Here is a 17,283-nt window from a genome sequence, read left to right on the forward strand (position 1 = left end):
GAAGCTGCCTTATGGACGGTCGTCCACACCCTCGGTCTTGGCCGGAGGAATCAGGTCTTCGGTGGTCAGGTTCAGCCAGATCAGCACCACGTTGGCGATGTAGATCGACGAGTAGGTACCCGCCAGGACACCCACCAGCAGCGCCACCGAGAAGCCCCACAGGTTGTCGCCGCCGAAGATCAGCAGGGCGGCGATGGCCAGCAGGGTGGAGACCGAAGTCGCCACGGTGCGCAGCAGGGTCTGGGTGGTCGAGATGTTGATGTTCTCGATCAGCGTCGCCTTGCGCAGCACACGGAAGTTCTCGCGGACCCGGTCGAATACGACGATGGTGTCGTTGAGCGAGTAACCGATGATCGCCAACACCGCCGCCAGTACCGTCAGGTCGAAGGTGATCTGGAAGAACGACAGGATACCCATGGTTACCACGACGTCGTGGACCAGCGAGAGGATGGCGCCCACGGCGAACTTCCACTGGAAGCGGAAGGCCAGGTAGATCAGGATGCCGCCCAGCGCCATGAGCATGCCGAGGCCGCCCTGGTCGCGCAGTTCCTCACCCACCTGCGGGCCGACGAACTCGACGCGCTTGACCGTGGCCGGGTTGTCGCCGCCGATTTTCTTCAGCGCGTCGGCAACCTTGTTGCCCAGCTGAGGATCATCGCCAGGCATGCGCACCAGCAGGTCGGTGGTTGCACCGAAGCTCTGCACCACGGCCTCGTGGAAACCGGAATTGACCAGTTCCTCGCGGACCTTGCCCAGGTCGGCCGGACGCTCGTAGGTCAGCTCGATGAGCGTACCCCCGGTGAAGTCCAGGCCGAAGTTCAGGCCCTTGTGGAACCAGCTGAACAGTGCCACCACCGTGAGGAGCATGGTGACGGCGAACGCAATATTGCGCACGCCCATGAAGTTGATCGTACGTAGCATGGCAGCCCCTTAAACCCACAGCTTCTTGATGTCGCGGCCGCCATAGATCCCGTTGACGATCGCACGGGTAACCAGAATGGCAGTGAACATGGAGGTGAAGATACCCAGCGACATGGTGACCGCGAAGCCCTTGACCGGGCCGGTGCCCATGGCGAAGAGGATGCCGCCGACCAGCAGGGTGGTCAGGTTGGCGTCGAGAATCGCCGTGTAGGCACGGTCGAAACCTTCGTGGATGGCGCGCTGCGCCGACATGCCATTGGCCAGCTCCTCGCGGATACGCGAGAAGATCAGCACGTTGGCGTCGACCGCCATACCCATGGTCAGCACGATACCGGCGATACCAGGCAGGGTCAGGGTCGCGCCGAGCAGCGACATCAGCGCCAGCAGCAGGACCATGTTGCCCGCCAGGGCGACGGTGGCGATCAGGCCGAAGAAGCGGTAGATGGCCATGATGAACAGCGAGACGAACAGCATGCCCCACAGCGACGCATCGATACCCTTGGTGATGTTGTCGGCACCCAGGCTCGGGCCGATGGTGCGTTCTTCAGCGAAGTACATCGGCGCGGCCAGGCCACCGGCACGCAGCAGCAGGGCCAGCTCGGACGATTCGCCCTGGCCGTTCAGGCCGGTGATGCGGAACTGGCTGCCCAGCGGCGACTGGATGGTCGCCAGGCTGATGATCTTCTTGTCTTCCTGGAAGGTCTGCACCGCCACGTCTTTTTCGACGCCGTCGACCACCTGCTTCTCGTAGCGGGTGACCGGACGCTGCTCGATGAAGATCACCGCCATGCTGCGCCCGACGTTGCTGCGGGTCGCGCGGCTCATCAGTTCGCCACCATGGCCGTCGAGACGGATGTTGACCTGCGGACGGCCGTGCTCGTCGTAGCTGGCCTGGGCATCGGTGACCTGGTCACCGGTGATGATCAGGCCACGCTCGACCGGCGCGGAACGCCCGCCTTCACGGAACTCGAAGACCTCGGTAGTCGCCTTGGTCGCATCAGGGCCTGCGCCCAGGCGGAACTCAAGGTTGGCGGTCTTGCCGAGGATACGCTTGGCTTCGGCGGTGTCCTGCACGCCCGGCAGCTCGACCACGATGCGGTTGGCACCCTGGCGTTGAACCAGCGGCTCGGCGACGCCCAGCTCGTTGACGCGGTTACGTACCGTGGTCAGGTTCTGCTTGATCGCGTATTCACGGATTTCCGTGATCTTCGCCGGCGAGATCGCCAGACGCAGTACCGAGAGGTCGTTACGCTCGGTGGTGGTCAGGTCGAAATCGTTGAAATTCTTGCGGATCAGGCTGCGGGCCTGTTCGCGGGTCGCATCGTCGGAGAAGCCCAGCTGGATGCCACCATCCTGCTGCGGCAGGCTGCGGTAGCGGACCTTCTCTTTGCGCAGGAGGCTCTTGACCTCGCCTTCGTAGACTTTCAGGCGCGCGGCCATGGCCTTGTCCATGTCCACTTCGAGCAGGAAGTGCACACCACCGGACAGGTCGAGACCGAGCTTCATCGGGTGAGCGCCGATGCTGCGCAGCCATTGTGGCGTGGTCGGGGCCAGGTTCAGCGCCACCACGTAATCATCGCCCAGTGCCTTGCGCACCACGTCCTTGGCCGGAAGCTGGTCTTCCTGCTTGACCAGGCGCAGCAACGCACCCTTGCCGTTCTCGCCCAGAGTAGCGGCCTTCACCGCGATTCCGGCATCGCCCAGCGCCTTGCTGGCGCGGTCCAGGTCGGCCTGGCTGACCTGCAGCGCAGTGCTGGCGCCGCTGACCTGCACAGCCGGATCGTCAGGGTAGAGGTTGGGAGCGGAATAAATAAAACCGATCGCCAGTACCGCCAGGATCAGTGCGTATTTCCATAGAGGAGTTTTGTTCAGCATCACGCCGCCCGTTCAAGACGCGGGGCGCCTTGCGCGCCCCGTCGATTGGATAAAAACTAATCAGATCGCTTTCAGCGTACCTTTCGGCAGGGTGGCCGCGATGGCGCCCTTCTGGAACTTCAGTTCGACCGAGTCGGACACTTCGAGTACCACGAAGTCATCGCTGACCTTGACGATCTTGCCGGCGATGCCACCGTTGGTGACCACTTCGTCGCCCTTTTGCAGGTTGCTCAGCAGGTTCTTCTGCTCTTTGGCACGTTTGGCCTGCGGGCGCCAGATCATCAGGTAGAAGATGACCAGGAAACCGACCAGGAAGATCCACTCGAAGCCGGTACCGGCCGGGCCAGCAGCAGCGGCTGGGGCGGCGGCGTCCGCGTAAGCGGCAGGAATCAGAAAGCTCATTTGGCACTCCAGTTGCAAAAGTTATGTTTGTCAGGATGGCAAAACATCAATCCAAAGGCGGCACGGGGAGTCCGCGTTTGGCATAAAAGGCGTCGACAAAGGCGGCCAATGTACCTTGTTGAATTGCCTCGCGCAAACCAGCCATCAGGCGCTGGTAATGACGCAAGTTGTGGATTGTATTCAACATGGCGCCGAGCATTTCGCCGCATTTATCCAGGTGATGCAGATAGGCGCGGGAGAAGTTCTGGCAGGTGTAGCAGTCGCAGGTCGGATCCAGTGGCGAATCATCATGACGATGGAACGCGTTGCGGATTTTCAGCACGCCGGTATCGATGAACAGATGGCCGTTCCGCGCATTGCGGGTAGGCATCACGCAGTCGAACATGTCAACGCCGCGGCGCACACCCTCAACAAGATCCTCCGGCTTGCCAACCCCCATAAGGTAACGAGGTTTGTCAGCGGGCATCTGCCCCGGCAGGTAGTCGAGCACCTTGATCATCTCGTGCTTCGGCTCGCCCACCGACAGGCCGCCGATGGCCAGGCCATCGAAGCCGATCTTGTCCAGGCCTTCCAGGGAGCGCATGCGCAGGTCCTGGTGCATGCCGCCCTGGACGATGCCGAACAGCGCCGCCGTGCTGTCGCCGTGGGCGTTCTTCGAGCGCTGGGCCCAGCGCAGCGACAATTCCATGGAAATGCGCGCCACGTCTTCGTCGGCCGGGTACGGCGTGCATTCATCGAAGATCATCACGATGTCCGAGCCCAGGTCGCGCTGGACCTGCATCGACTCTTCCGGGCCCATGAACACTTTCGAGCCGTCCACCGGGGAAGCGAACGTCACGCCCTCTTCCTTGATCTTGCGCATCGCGCCCAGGCTGAACACCTGGAAACCGCCGGAGTCGGTAAGGATCGGGCCTTTCCACTGCATGAAATCGTGCAGGTCGCCGTGGGCCTTGATCACCTCGGTGCCCGGGCGCAGCCACAGGTGGAAGGTGTTACCGAGGATGATCTCGGCGCCGATGGCCTCGATGTCCCGAGGCAGCATGCCCTTGACCGTGCCATAGGTGCCCACCGGCATGAACGCCGGGGTTTCCACGGTGCCACGGGGGAAGGTCAGGCGGCCGCGACGGGCCTTGCCGTCGGTGGCCAGCAACTCGAAGGACATACGACAGGTGCGACTCATGCTTGATCCTCGGGGCCGCGCGGCGCCGGATTGCGGGTGATGAACATGGCATCACCGTAACTGAAGAAGCGGTACTCGTTGCTCACCGCCGCGGCGTAGGCGGCCATGGTTTCCGGGTAACCGGCGAAGGCCGAAACCAGCATCAGCAGCGTGGACTCGGGCAAATGGAAGTTGGTGACCAGGGCATCGACCACATGGAACGGACGGCCCGGGAAAATGAAGATATCGGTATCGCCGCTGAACGGCTTGAGCACGCCATCGCGCGCCGCGCTCTCCAGCGAGCGCACGCTGGTGGTACCCACCGCCACCACCCGGCCACCGCGCGCACGGCAGGCGGCCACGGCATCCACCACAGCCTGGCTTACTTCGAGCCACTCTTTATGCATGTGGTGGTCTTCGATGCGTTCCACCCGCACCGGCTGGAAAGTGCCGGCGCCGACATGCAGGGTCACGAAGGCGGTCTCGACGCCCTTCTCGGCGATCTTCGCCAGCAGGTCTTCATCGAAATGCAGCCCGGCGGTGGGCGCGGCCACCGCACCGGCGCGCTCGGCGTACACGGTCTGGTAGCGCTCGCGGTCGGCGCCCTCGTCGGGGCGGTCTATATAAGGAGGCAGCGGCATATGGCCGACGCGGTCCAGCAGCGGCAGCACCTCTTCGGTAAAGCGCAGCTCGAACAGCGTATCGTGGCGCGCCACCATCTCGGCCTCGCCACCGCCCTCCACGAGGATCTGCGAACCCGGCTTCGGCGCCTTGCTCGAGCGCACATGGGCCAGCACGCGATGGCTGTCCAGCACCCGCTCCACCAGGATCTCCAGCTTGCCGCCGGACGCCTTCTGGCCGAACAGACGGGCCGGAATCACCCGGGTGTTGTTGAACACCATCAGATCGCCCGGGCGCAGGTACTCCAGCAGATCGGCGAACTGCCGATGCGCCAGCGCCCCGCTCGGCCCATCGAGCACCAACAGGCGACTGGCGCGCCGCTCGGCGAGGGGATGGCGGGCGATCAGGGAATCGGGCAGTTCGAAAGAAAAATCGGCGACGCGCATGGGCAATGGGGGTACGGGTTCGACAGGGCCGGGAAGTTTAGCCGAAAGCGGAAAAATTGACCATGAAAGCTGATTGACCAACGGTAGGTGGCTCTTTATACTCCGCCGCCACATGCCCTGATGGCGGAATTGGTAGACGCGGCGGATTCAAAATCCGTTTTCGAAAGGAGTGGGAGTTCGAGTCTCCCTCGGGGCACCAAGATCCAGAAAAAACCGACCTTTTTAGGTCGGTTTTTTTGTGGGTGGGATTTGGTGGTGCGGTCTGCTGGGGTTTTTAGCTGCCTATACGGTAGTGAACATCCATCCTGGCCTTCATGTTATGTGCTTACGTTTCTGAGCTGCCTATACGGCAGTGAACCAGGTGCTGGTGGGCCATTTTTTGAACAAACCTTTCTGAGCTGCCGTATAGGCACCTCAGAAAATCATCGAAGTTCATGTTGAATGCGTTGTTGGGTTCACTGCCGTATAGCCAGTTCATAAGGACACACGACGGGAACAGAAGTAAAAGGTGTTGCATACAGCAACGAAAACGCTCCTATTTCCGACTTTCTTGTAGGCAATTTCCCAAGCATACTCCCCGCCCCCACCCAGCGGTTGCGTCATCTGGAAACGGTGCCTAGGCTTCCCCGGTCGTTGCAGTACGAACGACCGGATTAGCAGTCCGAACCACGTTTGAATCCATAGCAACCGATTTATGGTGGCTGTGCGTGCGGGCACCCTAGGGTGCGCCGGGTTCCTACGTGTCCGGTCTGCTAACCCACGCACAGTCGCCTCCATTCGTTTAGCAGCGAGGCGGGGCGATACCGTTAACTCACGTAGGTATCACTCCATGAAGAAGCTCGTACCCGATCCACCACCCGTCCTCTGCATCCGCGCAGGCATGTCGCCCGCAGAAGCCATTTACAAGGCTGAAAAGCACCTCCAGAGCGCGATCTCCTCGCTGAACGAATTACCCGAACAGGCATTGCCCATGAACCAGACCAGGCTCACCGGTGCGATCCTCAATATCAAGATCGGCAGAACCCTGCTGACGGTCGCAAGGGCCAAGTCAGGGGCCAGCGTTCCGGTACAGTGATTCACCGCTGCGGGCTTGCCCCGCAGCACCGCTCTTCCCTCCCGCGTCCTTTCTCTCAAGCCAATGAAACCCACCCCACCCACCACCACTCCATAAACCAAGCCCCCAAAAACGAGCCCCACCCCATGACCCACCTTGGCTGCGCCGGCTGGAGCCTGTCCCGCGATTACGTCGAGGCCTTTCCCGGGCCCGGAAGCCATTTGCAGCGCTATGCGAACGGGCTGAATGCAGTGGAGATCAACAGTTCGTTCTACCGTCCGCACCGGCCAGCGACCTATGCGCGCTGGGCCGAGTCGGTGCCGGCTGGCTTTCGCTTTGCGGTGAAGGTGCCGCGAGCGATAACCCATGAGCGCCGCCTGGTGGATTGCGCGGGGGAGCTGGACGGCTTTCTGGCGCAGTGCAAGGAGCTGGGCGAGCGCCTGGGTGTGTTGCTGGTGCAATTGCCGCCGTCGCTGGCGTTCGAGGCGCAGGTGGTCGAGCGGTTTTTCATGGCGCTGCGCAGTCAGTACGACGGCGGCCTGGCGGTGGAGCCGCGGCATGCGAGCTGGAGGGCAGCAGACGGGCTGTTGAAGGACTTGCGCGTGGCGCAGGTCGCGGCGGATCCGCCACGGTTCGGGGACGATGAAGCGCCCAAGGGATGGCCAGGGCTGGCCTATTGGCGGTTGCATGGCTCACCCCGGATCTACTTCAGCGATTATCCGCAGGAGTGGTTGCGCAATCTGGTTGGGCGGCTGAAGGAATGCGAGAGCAATGGGTGCGAGACCTGGTGCATATTCGACAATACGGCGGCGGGTGCAGCACTAGGGAATGCATTGGGCTTGAAGCGGTTGATCGGGTCGTGTGCCGACCACACTGCATGCCCGTGAGCCGGTTACTTGCCGGCTTTACTTGAATGCCCTCCCAAGGCCGGAGGGGTGTCGGCAAAGCCGCTTCAAGAGGGAAAGCGGCTCCGCCTTTCTGGCCACGCTGGTGGCTTATTGCTCTGGCACACGCACCACGATCTGCTTGCCCTTTTCTTCAATGGTGATAGCGATCTCGTTGCCGTTATCGAGCAGCGCGGTTGCGCGGTAGAAGCCGGTCTTCGGCTGATCGCCGATGGTCACCTTCACACACGAAGAGCCCTGCAAGAACTGCTCGTGGATGATTTCGGTCACTAGCGGGCAAGCCGAATCCTCGATCGTGGATTCAGCGCCCATGATGCCCAGTACACCGGAAAGCAAGGCAGCAGGGAACCAGGCAAAGAAGTGGTGCTTCTTTTGACCAAGCAGGTTGGCGCGTTTCCACAGGTAGACCGGAACCACCAGGCACCACCAGGGGTTCGGCGCCGGGTGCCCGCTCGCCTTCAATTGCTTGGCGTCCCCTACGCAGGCAGCGACGCACAGGCCGACATAGCCAAAGGAATAATTTTTTCCGGTCAACAGTTCAAGTACACCAAAGGCCACTACGCCGCCGATCAGCGCCCAGATATAGCGGTTGTCGACCTGCGCGGCAGCAAGCGGCGGCGCCACAGGGCCGTGGCCGGTTGCTCCCAACTCACTATCCTTCAACGATACCCAGTTACCCTTGCCAGGCCACACCTGGGTGTCCGGGTGAATTGTGTTCGCCGCCACGAACTGCTTCATCTGATCGAACGTGAAAGGCCCTTGCTGCGCGCCATTCGATGCGTAATACCAAGATGCATCCGACATCCCTGTTCTCCTTAAGGCTTGGACTACCCACCTCACAAGGGAAGTGGCCATATGACATTATCGCCATTGGATCCAAGAACTTGAAGCCTTTATTTTCACATCCAGATACATCCGGCGCTTTGCCACGATCTGTCCCATCTGCTTGCATCCCCTGGACCACCACAAGGAGTGATGCAATGAAAACCATGGTTATCGGGGCCAGCAAAGGCCTGGGCAGAGCCCTGATGGAAGGACTGGGCAACAACGGCGACACGCTGGTCGGCGTTTCCCGCACCTGCCCCCGCGACGTGAAACCATTGCCCGGGGTGAGTCTGCAATGGCTCCAGGCCGATCTCGGCGATCCCCTCAAGGCTGCCGATCTACTGGCCGGGTACAGTGCCGAAACCGGCCTCGACACCCTGGTCTACAACCTCGGCATCTGGGAAGACGCCGCCTTCGATGAGCATTACAGCTTCCTGAGCGACCGCGACGATCAGTTGCAGGCCATCATCGATTGCAACATCACCGCGCCGATCCTGCTGATCAAGCGCTTGTTGCCGATCCTGCTGCGCAGCGAGCGCCCGCGCATCATCCTCACCGGCTCCACCTCGGGCCTGCCACGGAGCGGGCGACCGGAAGTGACCTTCGGCGCCAGCAAGTTCGCCCTGCGCGGCATGGCCGAGGCCCTTCGCGAGGGCTGCCGCGAGCAGCGCCTGGGCGTGACCTGCCTGAACCTGGGCTACCTGAATACCGAGGACCCATTGGCCACGCCCCGCGAGCAGGCCGAGCGGCGCGGCGAAGGCAAACTGATTCCGCTGCATGACGTGGTGCAGGTGGTACGGATGGCCCTGAGCCTGTCAGCCGCGAGCTTCGTCAAGGAAATCACCCTGCCGGCGATCCTCGACCCGCGCTTCTGACTCACGCATCTCCCGCAACTGCCGCTTGATCACCTGCACCGGCGGCGCATACAGGAAGCCGAACGACACGCTGTTGCGTCGCCCCTTCACCGCATGGTGCATCAGGTGCGCCTGGTACAGGCGGCGCAGATAGGGATGACGCGGCTTCGGACGCACAGGCCAGTGGCGGTGGACGATACCGTCGTGGACCAGCACATAGATGATCCCGAACGCTGCCACGCCAGCGCCGACCCACTGCAACGGGTCATGCCCGGCATTGCCCAGCACGATCAGGGTAATCGCCACCAGGGCGAGGACCAGCAGGTAGATGTCGTTGGTCTCGACCACGCCCAGGTGCGGCTCATGGTGCGAGCGATGCAGGAACCAGCCGGGCCCGTGCATCACGTACTTGTGCGCAAGAAAACCGACACCCTCCATGGCGACCAGGGTGCAGAGGAAGATGGCGAGGTGGAGGATCATGTGCAGCCGGTGCCGGGTATGAGGGGTGGGCGTCAGATTAGGGGAAGTGGCAGGGAGAATCCATGACGGGATTGTCATGTGGCGATGGGCTGGCAACATCGATCGGAAGAACGACGCGGATATTGTGGGAGCGGGTTTACCCGCTCCCACAATATCCGCGTCGTTCTCTGGATTTTCCTGCTTGACCTCAACCTAACTAGAGGTCTGAAACTCCTCCGCTCTCTTTCTTCCTATGGAGTTTCGCCATGACCACCCCTTTCCAGCTGTTCAACCCCGAAGGCCTCTACGACCCCAGCGCCAATGCCTATTCCCATGTCGCCGAGGTCAAGGCGGGGACGCGCTTGCTGTTTCTTGCCGGGCAAGGTGGCGAGGACCTGAGCGGCGCCCTGTCGCCGGTGTTCGCCGAGCAGGCGCGGCAGGCGCTGGAGAATGTGCGCACGGCACTGGCGGCCCGAGGGGCCGGGATCGGGGATGTGTTCAAGCTGACGTTGTTGATCGTCGATCATTCGGCAGAGCGGCTGCGGGATTGGGTGCAGGTGGCGGATGAGGTGTGGGGGGAGAGGATGAAACCGGCTTGTACCTTGATTCCGGTGCCGAGGTTGGCGCTGGAGGGAATGCTGGTCGAGGTGGAGGCTGTGGCGGTCGGGCAGTAACACAGCTTCCGAGAGCACCACAATACTTGTGGGAGCGGGTTCACCCGCGATTACGGTGGTGAGCTCACTATCGCAATCGCGGGTGAACCCGCTCCCACAGGGGATTTGTAGTGTCTGTCAGATCACTTCCCAGGCCGCACGATCACCGTACAGGTCGTCCCCGCCGCCAGCAGGAAGCCTTCCGGCACTTCATCGATATGAATCCGCACCGGCACGCGCTGGGCCAGCCGTACCCAGTTGAAGGTCGGGTTCACGTCGGCGATCAGCTCGCGGCTTTCGGGGTTGTCGCGGTCGTAGATGCCGCGTGAAATGCTCTCTACATGGCCCTGCAGCACTTCGCCGCTCATCATTTGCAATTCGGCGTGATCACCCACCCGCACATGGGGCAGCTTGGTTTCTTCGAAGAAGCCGTAGACCCAGAACGAGTCCTTGTCCACGACGGCCATCTTCGCTTCGCCGGTACGCGCGTAGTCGCCACGGTGGACGTTGAGGTTGGTCACGTAGCCATCCACCGTGGCGAGAATGGTGGTGCGCTTCAGGTCCAGTTGCGCGGCGGCCAGCTGTGCCTGCGCCTGCTGGTAATCGGCCAGCGCCGAGTTGGCGATATTGCTGGCGTCGTCGCGGTTCTCCTTGGAGATTACCAGGTTGTCCATGTCCGCCCGGCGGCTGGCGTTGACCTTGCGCATTTCCCAGGTGGCCTTGCGCGACGCCACCAGCGCTTCGGCCTGGCGTACCGCCACCTCGTAGTGCTCGGGATCGATGCGCATCAGCACGTCGCCCTTCTTCACCAGTTGGTTGTCCTTGACCGGCACGTCCACCACATACCCCGGCACATCGGCGGCAACGTTGATGATGTCGGCGCGTACCCGGCCGTCGCGGGTCCAGGGCGTGGTCATGTAGTTGATCCACAGCTGCCGGCCGATCGCCACGGCGGCGGCCAGCACGAGCAAGGTGGCGATCAGGCTGAAAAACTTCTTCATCGACGGGCTCTCAACGGTAGACGGTCAGCGCCATCGCGCCGAACAGGCAAAGGAACAGGCACAGGCGCAGCAAGGCCGGGTGCCAGAAGAAACGGTAGCCATCGACGCTGGCGATAAAGCGGTCCAGCCCCCAGGCCAGGCCCGCAGCGAACAGGAACATCAGGGTCACGGTGGGCATGTACAGGCCATGGAAGGCGATTTCACGAAGCATGCGGCGGTCCTTGCAGCGGGCCGAGTTCGGCCAGCGGCGATCGAGGGTCGAGCAGGGAAGTACGGATGAAGTGCAGGTAGCTTTGCACCCGGCGCAGCGCCGAGGTGTCGAAGTGGCGGGCGAAGGGTTCGTCGGTGGCCTGTACGCGGCTGATCGCATGTTCCACCGCCACCAGGGCGCGCTCGTGGTTGCTCGCCGATGGCTGCAGGAACAGCCGCGCCAGGGCCCGGCCCATGACCCGGATGGCCTGGCGCCACGGCTGGGATTCGGCATAGGACGGATGCACCGGGAGAATCGCCTGCTCCTTGCGCAACTCGATGATCGCGTGGCCGACTTCCAGCACCACGAACATCCAGCGCAGCAGGCGGCTTTGCACCAGCGGCTGGCCGACCGCCAGGCCATAGGCCTGGTGCAGCAGGTCGCGGGTGCGGCTTTCGAAGCCCGAACCCAGCCCGCGCAGGCGCCCGCTGATGGCGAACAGCACCTGCTCGCGCAGGTCGTGCTCCAGCCGGCTCCACAGCCAGCGGCTGTTCGGCGGCAGGATGATCGCACCGGCGGCGGCACACACCAGCATGCCGATGACCATGCCGATGTAGTCGTTGATGTAGGTGTAAGGGTTGTAGACGGTCAGGTTGTTCGGCACCGAACCGATGGCGAAGAACACCAGCAGGCCCAGGCCATAGCCGGCATACGCCGGGCGCGAGGCGAGGAAGGCGCCGAGCACGAATACCGGCGCCAGCACCAGGCACAGCAGGGGGAAACCGTCGATCCAGGGGAACACGAAGAAGGTCTCGAAGAAACCGACAAAGGCGCCGAACAACGTGCCGCAGGCCATCTGGAACGACATGCGCTTGGGGTTGGGCGAGGCCGCCGACAGGCCCACGGTGACCGTGGCGATCAAGGTCATCATGCCGCCGCTGGGCCAGTCGCTGAGCAGCCAGTAGCTGCCGAGCAACAGCAGCACCGCCGCCGCGCGCACGCCGGCTGCGGCCGACACCACCCAACTGGTCTGCGCCACATAGGGTTCGTCCCACTGCTCGCGCTCGTGGTTGTGCGCGGCGAGGGAGGCGTGGGTCTCGGCGTAGTTGTGCATGTCGTCGACGAAGCGGTACAGCAGTTCGTAGGCGGTGTGGAAATCCAGCAGGTCGGATTCGCTCGGCGCGGTTTCCTCGTAGGCCGAGCGCAGGGCACGGACCTGTGCCGGCAAGCCTGCCTTGTAGGCGGCCAGCTCCAGGGTCAGGCGCAGGGCATCGGCATCGACCAGGGCCCGTCCGACATAAGGGTCGAGCAGTTCGGCCAAGGTCCTGAGGCCCGGCTCGATGGCGCTGACGATCTGCAGCGGCCCGCGCGAACGCAGGCGCTCGAGCAACTGATGCAGGGCGTTGTAGCGCGTGGTGATGGCCATGAATTCGCTGTTCATGCGCATCAGCCGGCCGCTGCGCCGACGCATGTGCGGGTCTTCGAAGGTGGTGACGCTGCGCAGGCTCTCCAGCCCCACGGCCTCGGCGATAAAGCGTACGTTGCTGCTTTCCAGGCGGTCGCGCTGGCTGTCGCCACGCAGCCCTTCCACCACCACCCCGGCGAACACGCCGAAGCGCTGGTACAGGGCGTTGCGCATCGCCGCACTGGCCGACTGCGGAAGGATCGCGGCGCTGACCAGGGTCGAGACGAAGATCCCCAGGCCGATCTCCAGTACCCGCCATACCGCCGCCATGAAGGCCTCCTGCGGCTGGTCGAGCACCGGCAGGCCGATCATCGCCGCCGTATAGCCGGCCAGGACGAAGCCATAGGCGCGGAAGGTGCGATAGCGCATCGCCCCGGCTGAACACAGGCCGACCCACAGCGCCAGGCTGGGCAGGAACAGCTCGGTGTTCTGCGGAAAGATGGCGATCAGCGCCACCATCATCGCCGAGCCCGCCAGGGTGCCGAGCACCCGGTAGAAGCTTTTGGCGAACACATGTCCGCTTTGCGGCTGCATGACGATGAACACCGTGATCATCGCCGTGCGCGGTTGCGGCAGCTCCAGGCGCATGGCCAGCCACAGGGTGACGAAGGCGGCGGTAAGGACCTTGAAGATATAGACCCAGGTCACCCCGTCGGTGCGCGCCCACTCAAGGAAGCCGCGGCGCCATTCCAGGGAAGCGAGCCAGCGCAGCGGCAAGGCCAGTGCGTTCATTGGTGGTGGCCGGATTGGTCGAGGATCGCCAGGGTTTTCGGGGTGGACGGTGCGGCCTCGCGCCCGGCGTCGGGCACATCGGCACCGGCGCCCAGGCCACCACCCAGCGCCGTGACCAGCCCGGCATGGGCGCTCAGGCGCGCGGCCTGGACCTGCTGCTCGATCATCTGCTGCTTGAACAACAGGGTCTGGGCGTTGAGCACGTTGAGGTAATCGGTAAGGCCGCGCTGGAAGGCGATCATGGCGATGTCGTAGGTCTTGCGTGCCGAAGCGACGGACTCGGCGGCGAAGTGCGCCTGCTCGTTCATCGACTCGCGGCGGATCAACTGGTCGGAAATGCCCTTGAGCGCCTCGACCACGGTCTGGTTGTAGCGCGCCACGGCGATGTCGTAGCCGGCCGCAGCAACGCCCAGCTGCGAACGCAGGCGACCGCCATCGAAGATCGGCAGGCTGATGGCCGGGCCGACGTTGTAGTTGAATTTGCGCCCGGTGAGGAATTCCAGCGGGCCACCGCCGGTGGCCATGAAACCGAGGCCACCGACCAGATCGACGTTGGGGAAGAAACCGGCGTGGGCAACATCGATGCCCCGCGCCTGCGCCGCGACCTGCCAGCGACTGGCGACCACGTCCGGACGCTGGCCGACCAGATCCGCCGGGAGTGCCGACGGCAGCTTCAAGGGCGCGCCCAGGGCCAGCAGCGGACGCTGGATCTGCGCGCCCTCTCCCGGGCCCTTGCCGGCGAGCGCCGCCAACTGGTTACGGGCCAGGGCGATTTCCTCGTTGAGGGCGTCGAGCTGGCGGTGGGTTTCCGGCAGCGGGGTCTGCGCCTGGCTGACTTCGAAATGGGTGCCGATGCCGCCGGCCAGGCGCCGTTCGGCCAGGGCGAGGATCTGCTCCTGCTGGGCCAGCTCGGCCTTCACCACATCACGCTGGGCAAAGTGCAGCGACAACTGGATATACACGCGCACCAGGTTGTTCTGCAGTTCGAGCTGGGCCTGGCGGGCCTGGGCCGCGCTCATATGGGCCAGGTCCACGGCCTGTTCGCTGGCATTTTCTTCCCGTCCCCAGAGGTCGAGGGCGTAACGAAAGCCCAAGGCGGCGTTGTTGTCCCAGGTGTTGGCGCCGGACAGCGCACCCGGGCCATAGAACTGGTCTTCCGGCCAGTTGTGGCGTTTGAGGGTGGCGTCACCATTGACCTGGAGCTTCTCCGCCGACTCGACCACCCCGGCCATCGCCCGGGCCTCGCGTACCCGCGCCGCGGCCATGGCCAGGGTCGGGCTGCCGGCCAGGGCCAGCGCCATCCAGTGGTCCAGCTGCGGATCGCCATAGGCCCGCCACCACTGCTGCTCGGGCCAGTGCGCATCGCGGGCGGCTTCGGCGATCGCCGCGTCGGTCGTCAGGGTATTGGCTTGCAGCGTCTTGCTTTGCGGGGCAATGCCCCAGGTTCCGATACAGCCGCTCAAGGTGAAGCAAAAGGCACAGACACTGAGCGCATTCAGCGCTCTGATGATGCGACGCGGCACTGCTGCAAATTCCCGACGTAGGTGGATGAAGCCAAGAGCGGGCAATTCTATGAGGCGGCCGTGGCGGCGATAAGCGCGCATTCCTGTGAATCTTTATTACCGATTCGGCGATAATCCGGCTTTAGTCTGAAGACCAGCCAAGTTACTTCATGTCACAATTCTGTCGTCTTCCTTGAGAGCGCCCCATGGACACCCTGCAAAACATGCGTGCTTTCAGCTGCGTCGCCCAGGTTGGCAGCTTCACCGCCGCCGCCGTGCAGCTGGATACGACCACCGCGAACGTCTCGCGGGCGGTTTCCAATCTTGAAGCACACCTGCAAACCCGCCTGCTCAACCGCACCACCCGGCGCATCGCGCTGACCGAAGCCGGCAAGCGCTACCTGATGCGCTGCGAGCAGATCCTCACCTACGTCGAGGAAGCCGAGGCCGAGGCCAGCGACGCCCACGCCCGCCCCGCCGGGCAACTGAAGGTGCATTCGATGACCGGCGTCGGCCAGCACTTCGTCATCGACGCCATCGCCCGTTATCGCCAGACCCACCCGGACGTGACCTTCGACCTGACCATGGCCAACCGCGTGCCGGACCTGCTGGACGAGGGCTACGACGTGTCCATCGTCCTCGCCAGCGAACTGCCGGACTCGGGTTTCGTCTCGCAGCGCCTGGGCATCACCTACAGCATCGTCTGCGCCTCGCCGGAATACGTGGCCGAGCATGGCGTGGCGCAGAAACCGTCGGACCTGCTCAAGCATTCCTGCCTGCGCATGGTCAGCCCGGTGATCCCGCTGGAGAAATGGCTGTTCGACGGCCCGGAAGGCCAGGAGGTGGTCAACATCACCCAGGCGCCGTTCCAGGTGAACTCCGCCGATGCGATGAAGGCGGCGATCCGCAGCGGCATGGGGGTCGGCGTGCTGCCGATCTACTCGGCCATCGAGGGCCTGCGCGACGGCACCCTGGTACGCGTGATGCCCGAGTATCGCCTGCAGGAGCTGAACCTCTACGCGATCTACCCGTCGCGGCAGTACCTCGACGCCAAGATCAAGACCTGGGTCGAATACCTGCGCAACTCGCTGCCGGAGATCCTTGCGGCCCACGAAGCCGACCTGAAGACCCACGAGCTGCGCGTGGCCAACTGAAATCTTGCTGCACAGCGGCGGCGGGGAATGATAGGTTGCTACCCATTCCTCCCCGCCAGCAGAGATTTCCCCGATGAAAAAGACGGTACTGGCCTTCAGCCGCATCACCCCGCCCATGGCCGAACGCCTGGCGCAAGACTTCAATGTCATCGTGCCCAACCCGAAGAACGGCGACATCGCCGCCCAGTTCGACGAGGCCCTGCCCGAGGCCCACGGCCTGATCGGAGCCGGTCGCAAGCTGGGCGCGGCGCAGCTCGATGGCGCGCTGAAGCTGGAAGTGGTGTCCAGCGTCTCGGTGGGCTACGACAACTATGACGTGGCCTACCTGACCGAACGCGGCATCGCCCTCACCAACACCCCGGACGTCCTCACCGAAAGCACCGCCGACCTGGGTTTCAGCCTGATCATGAGCAGCGCCCGGCGCGTCGCCGAGCTGGATGCCTGGACCAAGGCCGGCAACTGGAAGGCCACCGTGGCGCCGTCGCATTTCGGTGCCGATGTACATGGCAAGACCCTGGGTATCGTCGGCCTCGGCAATATCGGAGCGGCGGTGGCGCGGCGCGGGCGCTTCGGTTTCAACATGCCGATCCTGTACAGCGGCAACAGCCGCAAGCCGGAGCTGGAGCAGGAACTGGGGGCGCGCTTCGTCAGCCTTGAGCAGTTGCTGGCCGAAGCGGACTTCGTTTGCCTGGTGGTGCCGCTCAGCGCCAGTACCAAGCACCTGATCGGCGCCGAGCAACTGCAGCGGATGAAGCGCAGTGCCTTCCTGATCAATATTTCCCGCGGGCCGGTGGTGGACGAAGCGGCGCTGGTGGAAGCGCTGCAAAACGGCACCATTCGCGGTGCGGGGCTGGATGTGTACGAGAAGGAGCCGCTGAGCGAATCGCCGTTGTTCTCGCTGAGCAATGCGGTGACCTTGCCCCATGTGGGCTCCGCTACGGCCGAAACCCGCGAGGCCATGGCCAACCGGGCCATCGATAACCTGCGGGCCGCCCTGCTGGGCGAGCGGCCTCGGGACCTGGTGAATCCGCAGGTCTGGAAGTAGTCCCTGAGGGCCCTATCGCG

17 protein-coding genes and 1 tRNA gene are annotated in these 17,283 nt (G+C 63.6%); 7 read left to right on the top strand and 11 right to left on the bottom strand.

The annotated features are described in order from the left end of the window. Window positions 1-9: 9 nt before the first annotated feature. From secF to queA, 5 genes are read right to left on the bottom strand one after another with little or no spacing between them, the layout of a single operon-like run. Entirely contained in the window at window positions 10-921 is a 912-nt protein-coding gene (gene secF, locus ACPFMA_RS24055) for a protein translocase subunit SecF (protein ID WP_009399715.1), read from the bottom strand. 9 nt (window positions 922-930) lie between these two features. Then, a complete protein-coding gene (secD, locus tag ACPFMA_RS24060; protein ID WP_009399717.1) occupies window positions 931-2,796 on the bottom strand; it encodes a protein translocase subunit SecD in 1,866 nt (621 codons plus the stop codon). 60 nt (window positions 2,797-2,856) lie between these two features. Beyond that, complete coding sequence (yajC, locus tag ACPFMA_RS24065; protein WP_009399719.1) at window positions 2,857-3,198, bottom strand: preprotein translocase subunit YajC; 342 nt, start codon at window positions 3,196-3,198, stop codon at window positions 2,857-2,859. 46 nt (window positions 3,199-3,244) lie between these two features. Then, complete coding sequence (gene tgt, locus ACPFMA_RS24070) at window positions 3,245-4,360, bottom strand: tRNA guanosine(34) transglycosylase Tgt (protein WP_009399721.1); 1,116 nt, start codon at window positions 4,358-4,360, stop codon at window positions 3,245-3,247. 14 nt (window positions 4,361-4,374) lie between these two features. Continuing rightward, window positions 4,375-5,424 (bottom strand): tRNA preQ1(34) S-adenosylmethionine ribosyltransferase-isomerase QueA, encoded by a 1,050-nt coding sequence (gene queA, locus ACPFMA_RS24075; RefSeq protein WP_064302750.1) that lies wholly within the window; start codon window positions 5,422-5,424, stop codon window positions 4,375-4,377. Window positions 5,425-5,538: 114 nt separating this feature from the next. Here queA and ACPFMA_RS24080 point away from each other — a divergent pair. From ACPFMA_RS24080 to ACPFMA_RS24090, 3 genes are all read left to right on the top strand, one after another. Next, window positions 5,539-5,623: transfer RNA gene (locus ACPFMA_RS24080), tRNA-Leu, on the top strand. Between the two features lie 630 nt (window positions 5,624-6,253). Further along, window positions 6,254-6,499, top strand: a complete 246-nt coding sequence (locus ACPFMA_RS24085; RefSeq protein WP_064302748.1) for a hypothetical protein — start codon at window positions 6,254-6,256, stop codon at window positions 6,497-6,499. A 125-nt stretch (window positions 6,500-6,624) separates the two neighbouring features. Then, window positions 6,625-7,365 (top strand): DUF72 domain-containing protein, encoded by a 741-nt coding sequence (locus ACPFMA_RS24090; protein WP_425928886.1) that lies wholly within the window; start codon window positions 6,625-6,627, stop codon window positions 7,363-7,365. Window positions 7,366-7,473: 108 nt separating this feature from the next. Here ACPFMA_RS24090 and ACPFMA_RS24095 read toward each other — a convergent pair whose 3' ends face one another. Continuing rightward, window positions 7,474-8,187 carry a DUF4339 domain-containing protein gene (locus tag ACPFMA_RS24095; protein WP_425928887.1) on the bottom strand — a complete coding sequence of 238 codons (714 nt, stop codon included), beginning with the start codon at window positions 8,185-8,187 and terminating at the stop codon, window positions 7,474-7,476. Window positions 8,188-8,363: 176 nt separating this feature from the next. Between ACPFMA_RS24095 and ACPFMA_RS24100 the strand changes: the two genes are divergently transcribed. After that, entirely contained in the window at window positions 8,364-9,083 is a 720-nt protein-coding gene (locus ACPFMA_RS24100; protein WP_425928888.1) for an SDR family NAD(P)-dependent oxidoreductase, read from the top strand. Here ACPFMA_RS24100 and ACPFMA_RS24105 read toward each other — a convergent pair. After that, window positions 9,024-9,542, bottom strand: coding sequence for a sterol desaturase family protein (locus tag ACPFMA_RS24105; RefSeq protein ID WP_425928889.1), 519 nt, complete (start codon window positions 9,540-9,542; stop codon window positions 9,024-9,026). The genes ACPFMA_RS24100 and ACPFMA_RS24105 overlap by 60 nt on opposite strands. A gap of 245 nt (window positions 9,543-9,787) precedes the next feature. Between ACPFMA_RS24105 and ACPFMA_RS24110 the strand changes: the two genes are divergently transcribed. Continuing rightward, a complete protein-coding gene (locus ACPFMA_RS24110) occupies window positions 9,788-10,195 on the top strand; it encodes a RidA family protein (RefSeq protein ID WP_425928890.1) in 408 nt (135 codons plus the stop codon). Window positions 10,196-10,317: 122 nt separating this feature from the next. On the opposite strand, the gene ACPFMA_RS24115 is transcribed toward ACPFMA_RS24110, so the two are convergent. From ACPFMA_RS24115 to ACPFMA_RS24130, 4 genes are read right to left on the bottom strand one after another with little or no spacing between them, the layout of a single operon-like run. Continuing rightward, window positions 10,318-11,175, bottom strand: a complete 858-nt coding sequence (locus tag ACPFMA_RS24115) for an efflux RND transporter periplasmic adaptor subunit (protein ID WP_420057703.1) — start codon at window positions 11,173-11,175, stop codon at window positions 10,318-10,320. 10 nt (window positions 11,176-11,185) lie between these two features. Further along, window positions 11,186-11,386, bottom strand: a complete 201-nt coding sequence (locus ACPFMA_RS24120) for a DUF1656 domain-containing protein (protein ID WP_064302741.1) — start codon at window positions 11,384-11,386, stop codon at window positions 11,186-11,188. After that, window positions 11,376-13,562, bottom strand: a complete 2,187-nt coding sequence (locus ACPFMA_RS24125; RefSeq protein WP_425928891.1) for an FUSC family protein — start codon at window positions 13,560-13,562, stop codon at window positions 11,376-11,378. Before ACPFMA_RS24125 ends, ACPFMA_RS24120 begins: the two co-directional genes overlap by 11 nt. Beyond that, window positions 13,559-15,085, bottom strand: a complete 1,527-nt coding sequence (locus ACPFMA_RS24130) for an efflux transporter outer membrane subunit (RefSeq protein WP_425928892.1) — start codon at window positions 15,083-15,085, stop codon at window positions 13,559-13,561. The genes ACPFMA_RS24125 and ACPFMA_RS24130 overlap by 4 nt, the downstream gene beginning before the upstream one ends. A gap of 185 nt (window positions 15,086-15,270) precedes the next feature. Between ACPFMA_RS24130 and ACPFMA_RS24135 the strand changes: the two genes are divergently transcribed. Further along, entirely contained in the window at window positions 15,271-16,218 is a 948-nt protein-coding gene (locus ACPFMA_RS24135) for a LysR family transcriptional regulator (protein WP_009404366.1), read from the top strand. A gap of 73 nt (window positions 16,219-16,291) precedes the next feature. Beyond that, on the top strand, window positions 16,292-17,263 hold the full coding sequence (locus ACPFMA_RS24140) for a 2-hydroxyacid dehydrogenase (protein ID WP_009404368.1): 972 nt from the start codon (window positions 16,292-16,294) through the stop codon (window positions 17,261-17,263). Window positions 17,264-17,283: the final 20 nt, after the last annotated feature.

This window comes from Pseudomonas sp. NyZ201 (assembly GCF_049860765.1).
Lineage (GTDB): Bacteria > Pseudomonadota > Gammaproteobacteria > Pseudomonadales > Pseudomonadaceae > Aquipseudomonas > Aquipseudomonas bharatica.

Coding starts and splice junctions, on each gene's coding strand:
- ACPFMA_RS24140 (WP_009404368.1), top strand. CDS start 16,292: ATGAAAAAGACGGTACTGGCCTTCAGCCGCATCACCCCGCCCATGGCC.
- ACPFMA_RS24115 (WP_420057703.1), bottom strand. CDS start 11,175: ATGAAGAAGTTTTTCAGCCTGATCGCCACCTTGCTCGTGCTGGCCGCC.
- ACPFMA_RS24135 (WP_009404366.1), top strand. CDS start 15,271: ATGGACACCCTGCAAAACATGCGTGCTTTCAGCTGCGTCGCCCAGGTT.
- ACPFMA_RS24105 (WP_425928889.1), bottom strand. CDS start 9,542: ATGATCCTCCACCTCGCCATCTTCCTCTGCACCCTGGTCGCCATGGAG.
- queA (WP_064302750.1), bottom strand. CDS start 5,424: ATGCGCGTCGCCGATTTTTCTTTCGAACTGCCCGATTCCCTGATCGCC.
- yajC (WP_009399719.1), bottom strand. CDS start 3,198: ATGAGCTTTCTGATTCCTGCCGCTTACGCGGACGCCGCCGCCCCAGCC.
- ACPFMA_RS24110 (WP_425928890.1), top strand. CDS start 9,788: ATGACCACCCCTTTCCAGCTGTTCAACCCCGAAGGCCTCTACGACCCC.
- ACPFMA_RS24090 (WP_425928886.1), top strand. CDS start 6,625: ATGACCCACCTTGGCTGCGCCGGCTGGAGCCTGTCCCGCGATTACGTC.
- secF (WP_009399715.1), bottom strand. CDS start 921: ATGCTACGTACGATCAACTTCATGGGCGTGCGCAATATTGCGTTCGCC.
- ACPFMA_RS24120 (WP_064302741.1), bottom strand. CDS start 11,386: ATGCTTCGTGAAATCGCCTTCCATGGCCTGTACATGCCCACCGTGACC.
- secD (WP_009399717.1), bottom strand. CDS start 2,796: ATGCTGAACAAAACTCCTCTATGGAAATACGCACTGATCCTGGCGGTA.
- ACPFMA_RS24095 (WP_425928887.1), bottom strand. CDS start 8,187: ATGTCGGATGCATCTTGGTATTACGCATCGAATGGCGCGCAGCAAGGG.
- ACPFMA_RS24125 (WP_425928891.1), bottom strand. CDS start 13,562: ATGAACGCACTGGCCTTGCCGCTGCGCTGGCTCGCTTCCCTGGAATGG.
- tgt (WP_009399721.1), bottom strand. CDS start 4,360: ATGTCCTTCGAGTTGCTGGCCACCGACGGCAAGGCCCGTCGCGGCCGC.
- ACPFMA_RS24100 (WP_425928888.1), top strand. CDS start 8,364: ATGAAAACCATGGTTATCGGGGCCAGCAAAGGCCTGGGCAGAGCCCTG.
- ACPFMA_RS24085 (WP_064302748.1), top strand. CDS start 6,254: ATGAAGAAGCTCGTACCCGATCCACCACCCGTCCTCTGCATCCGCGCA.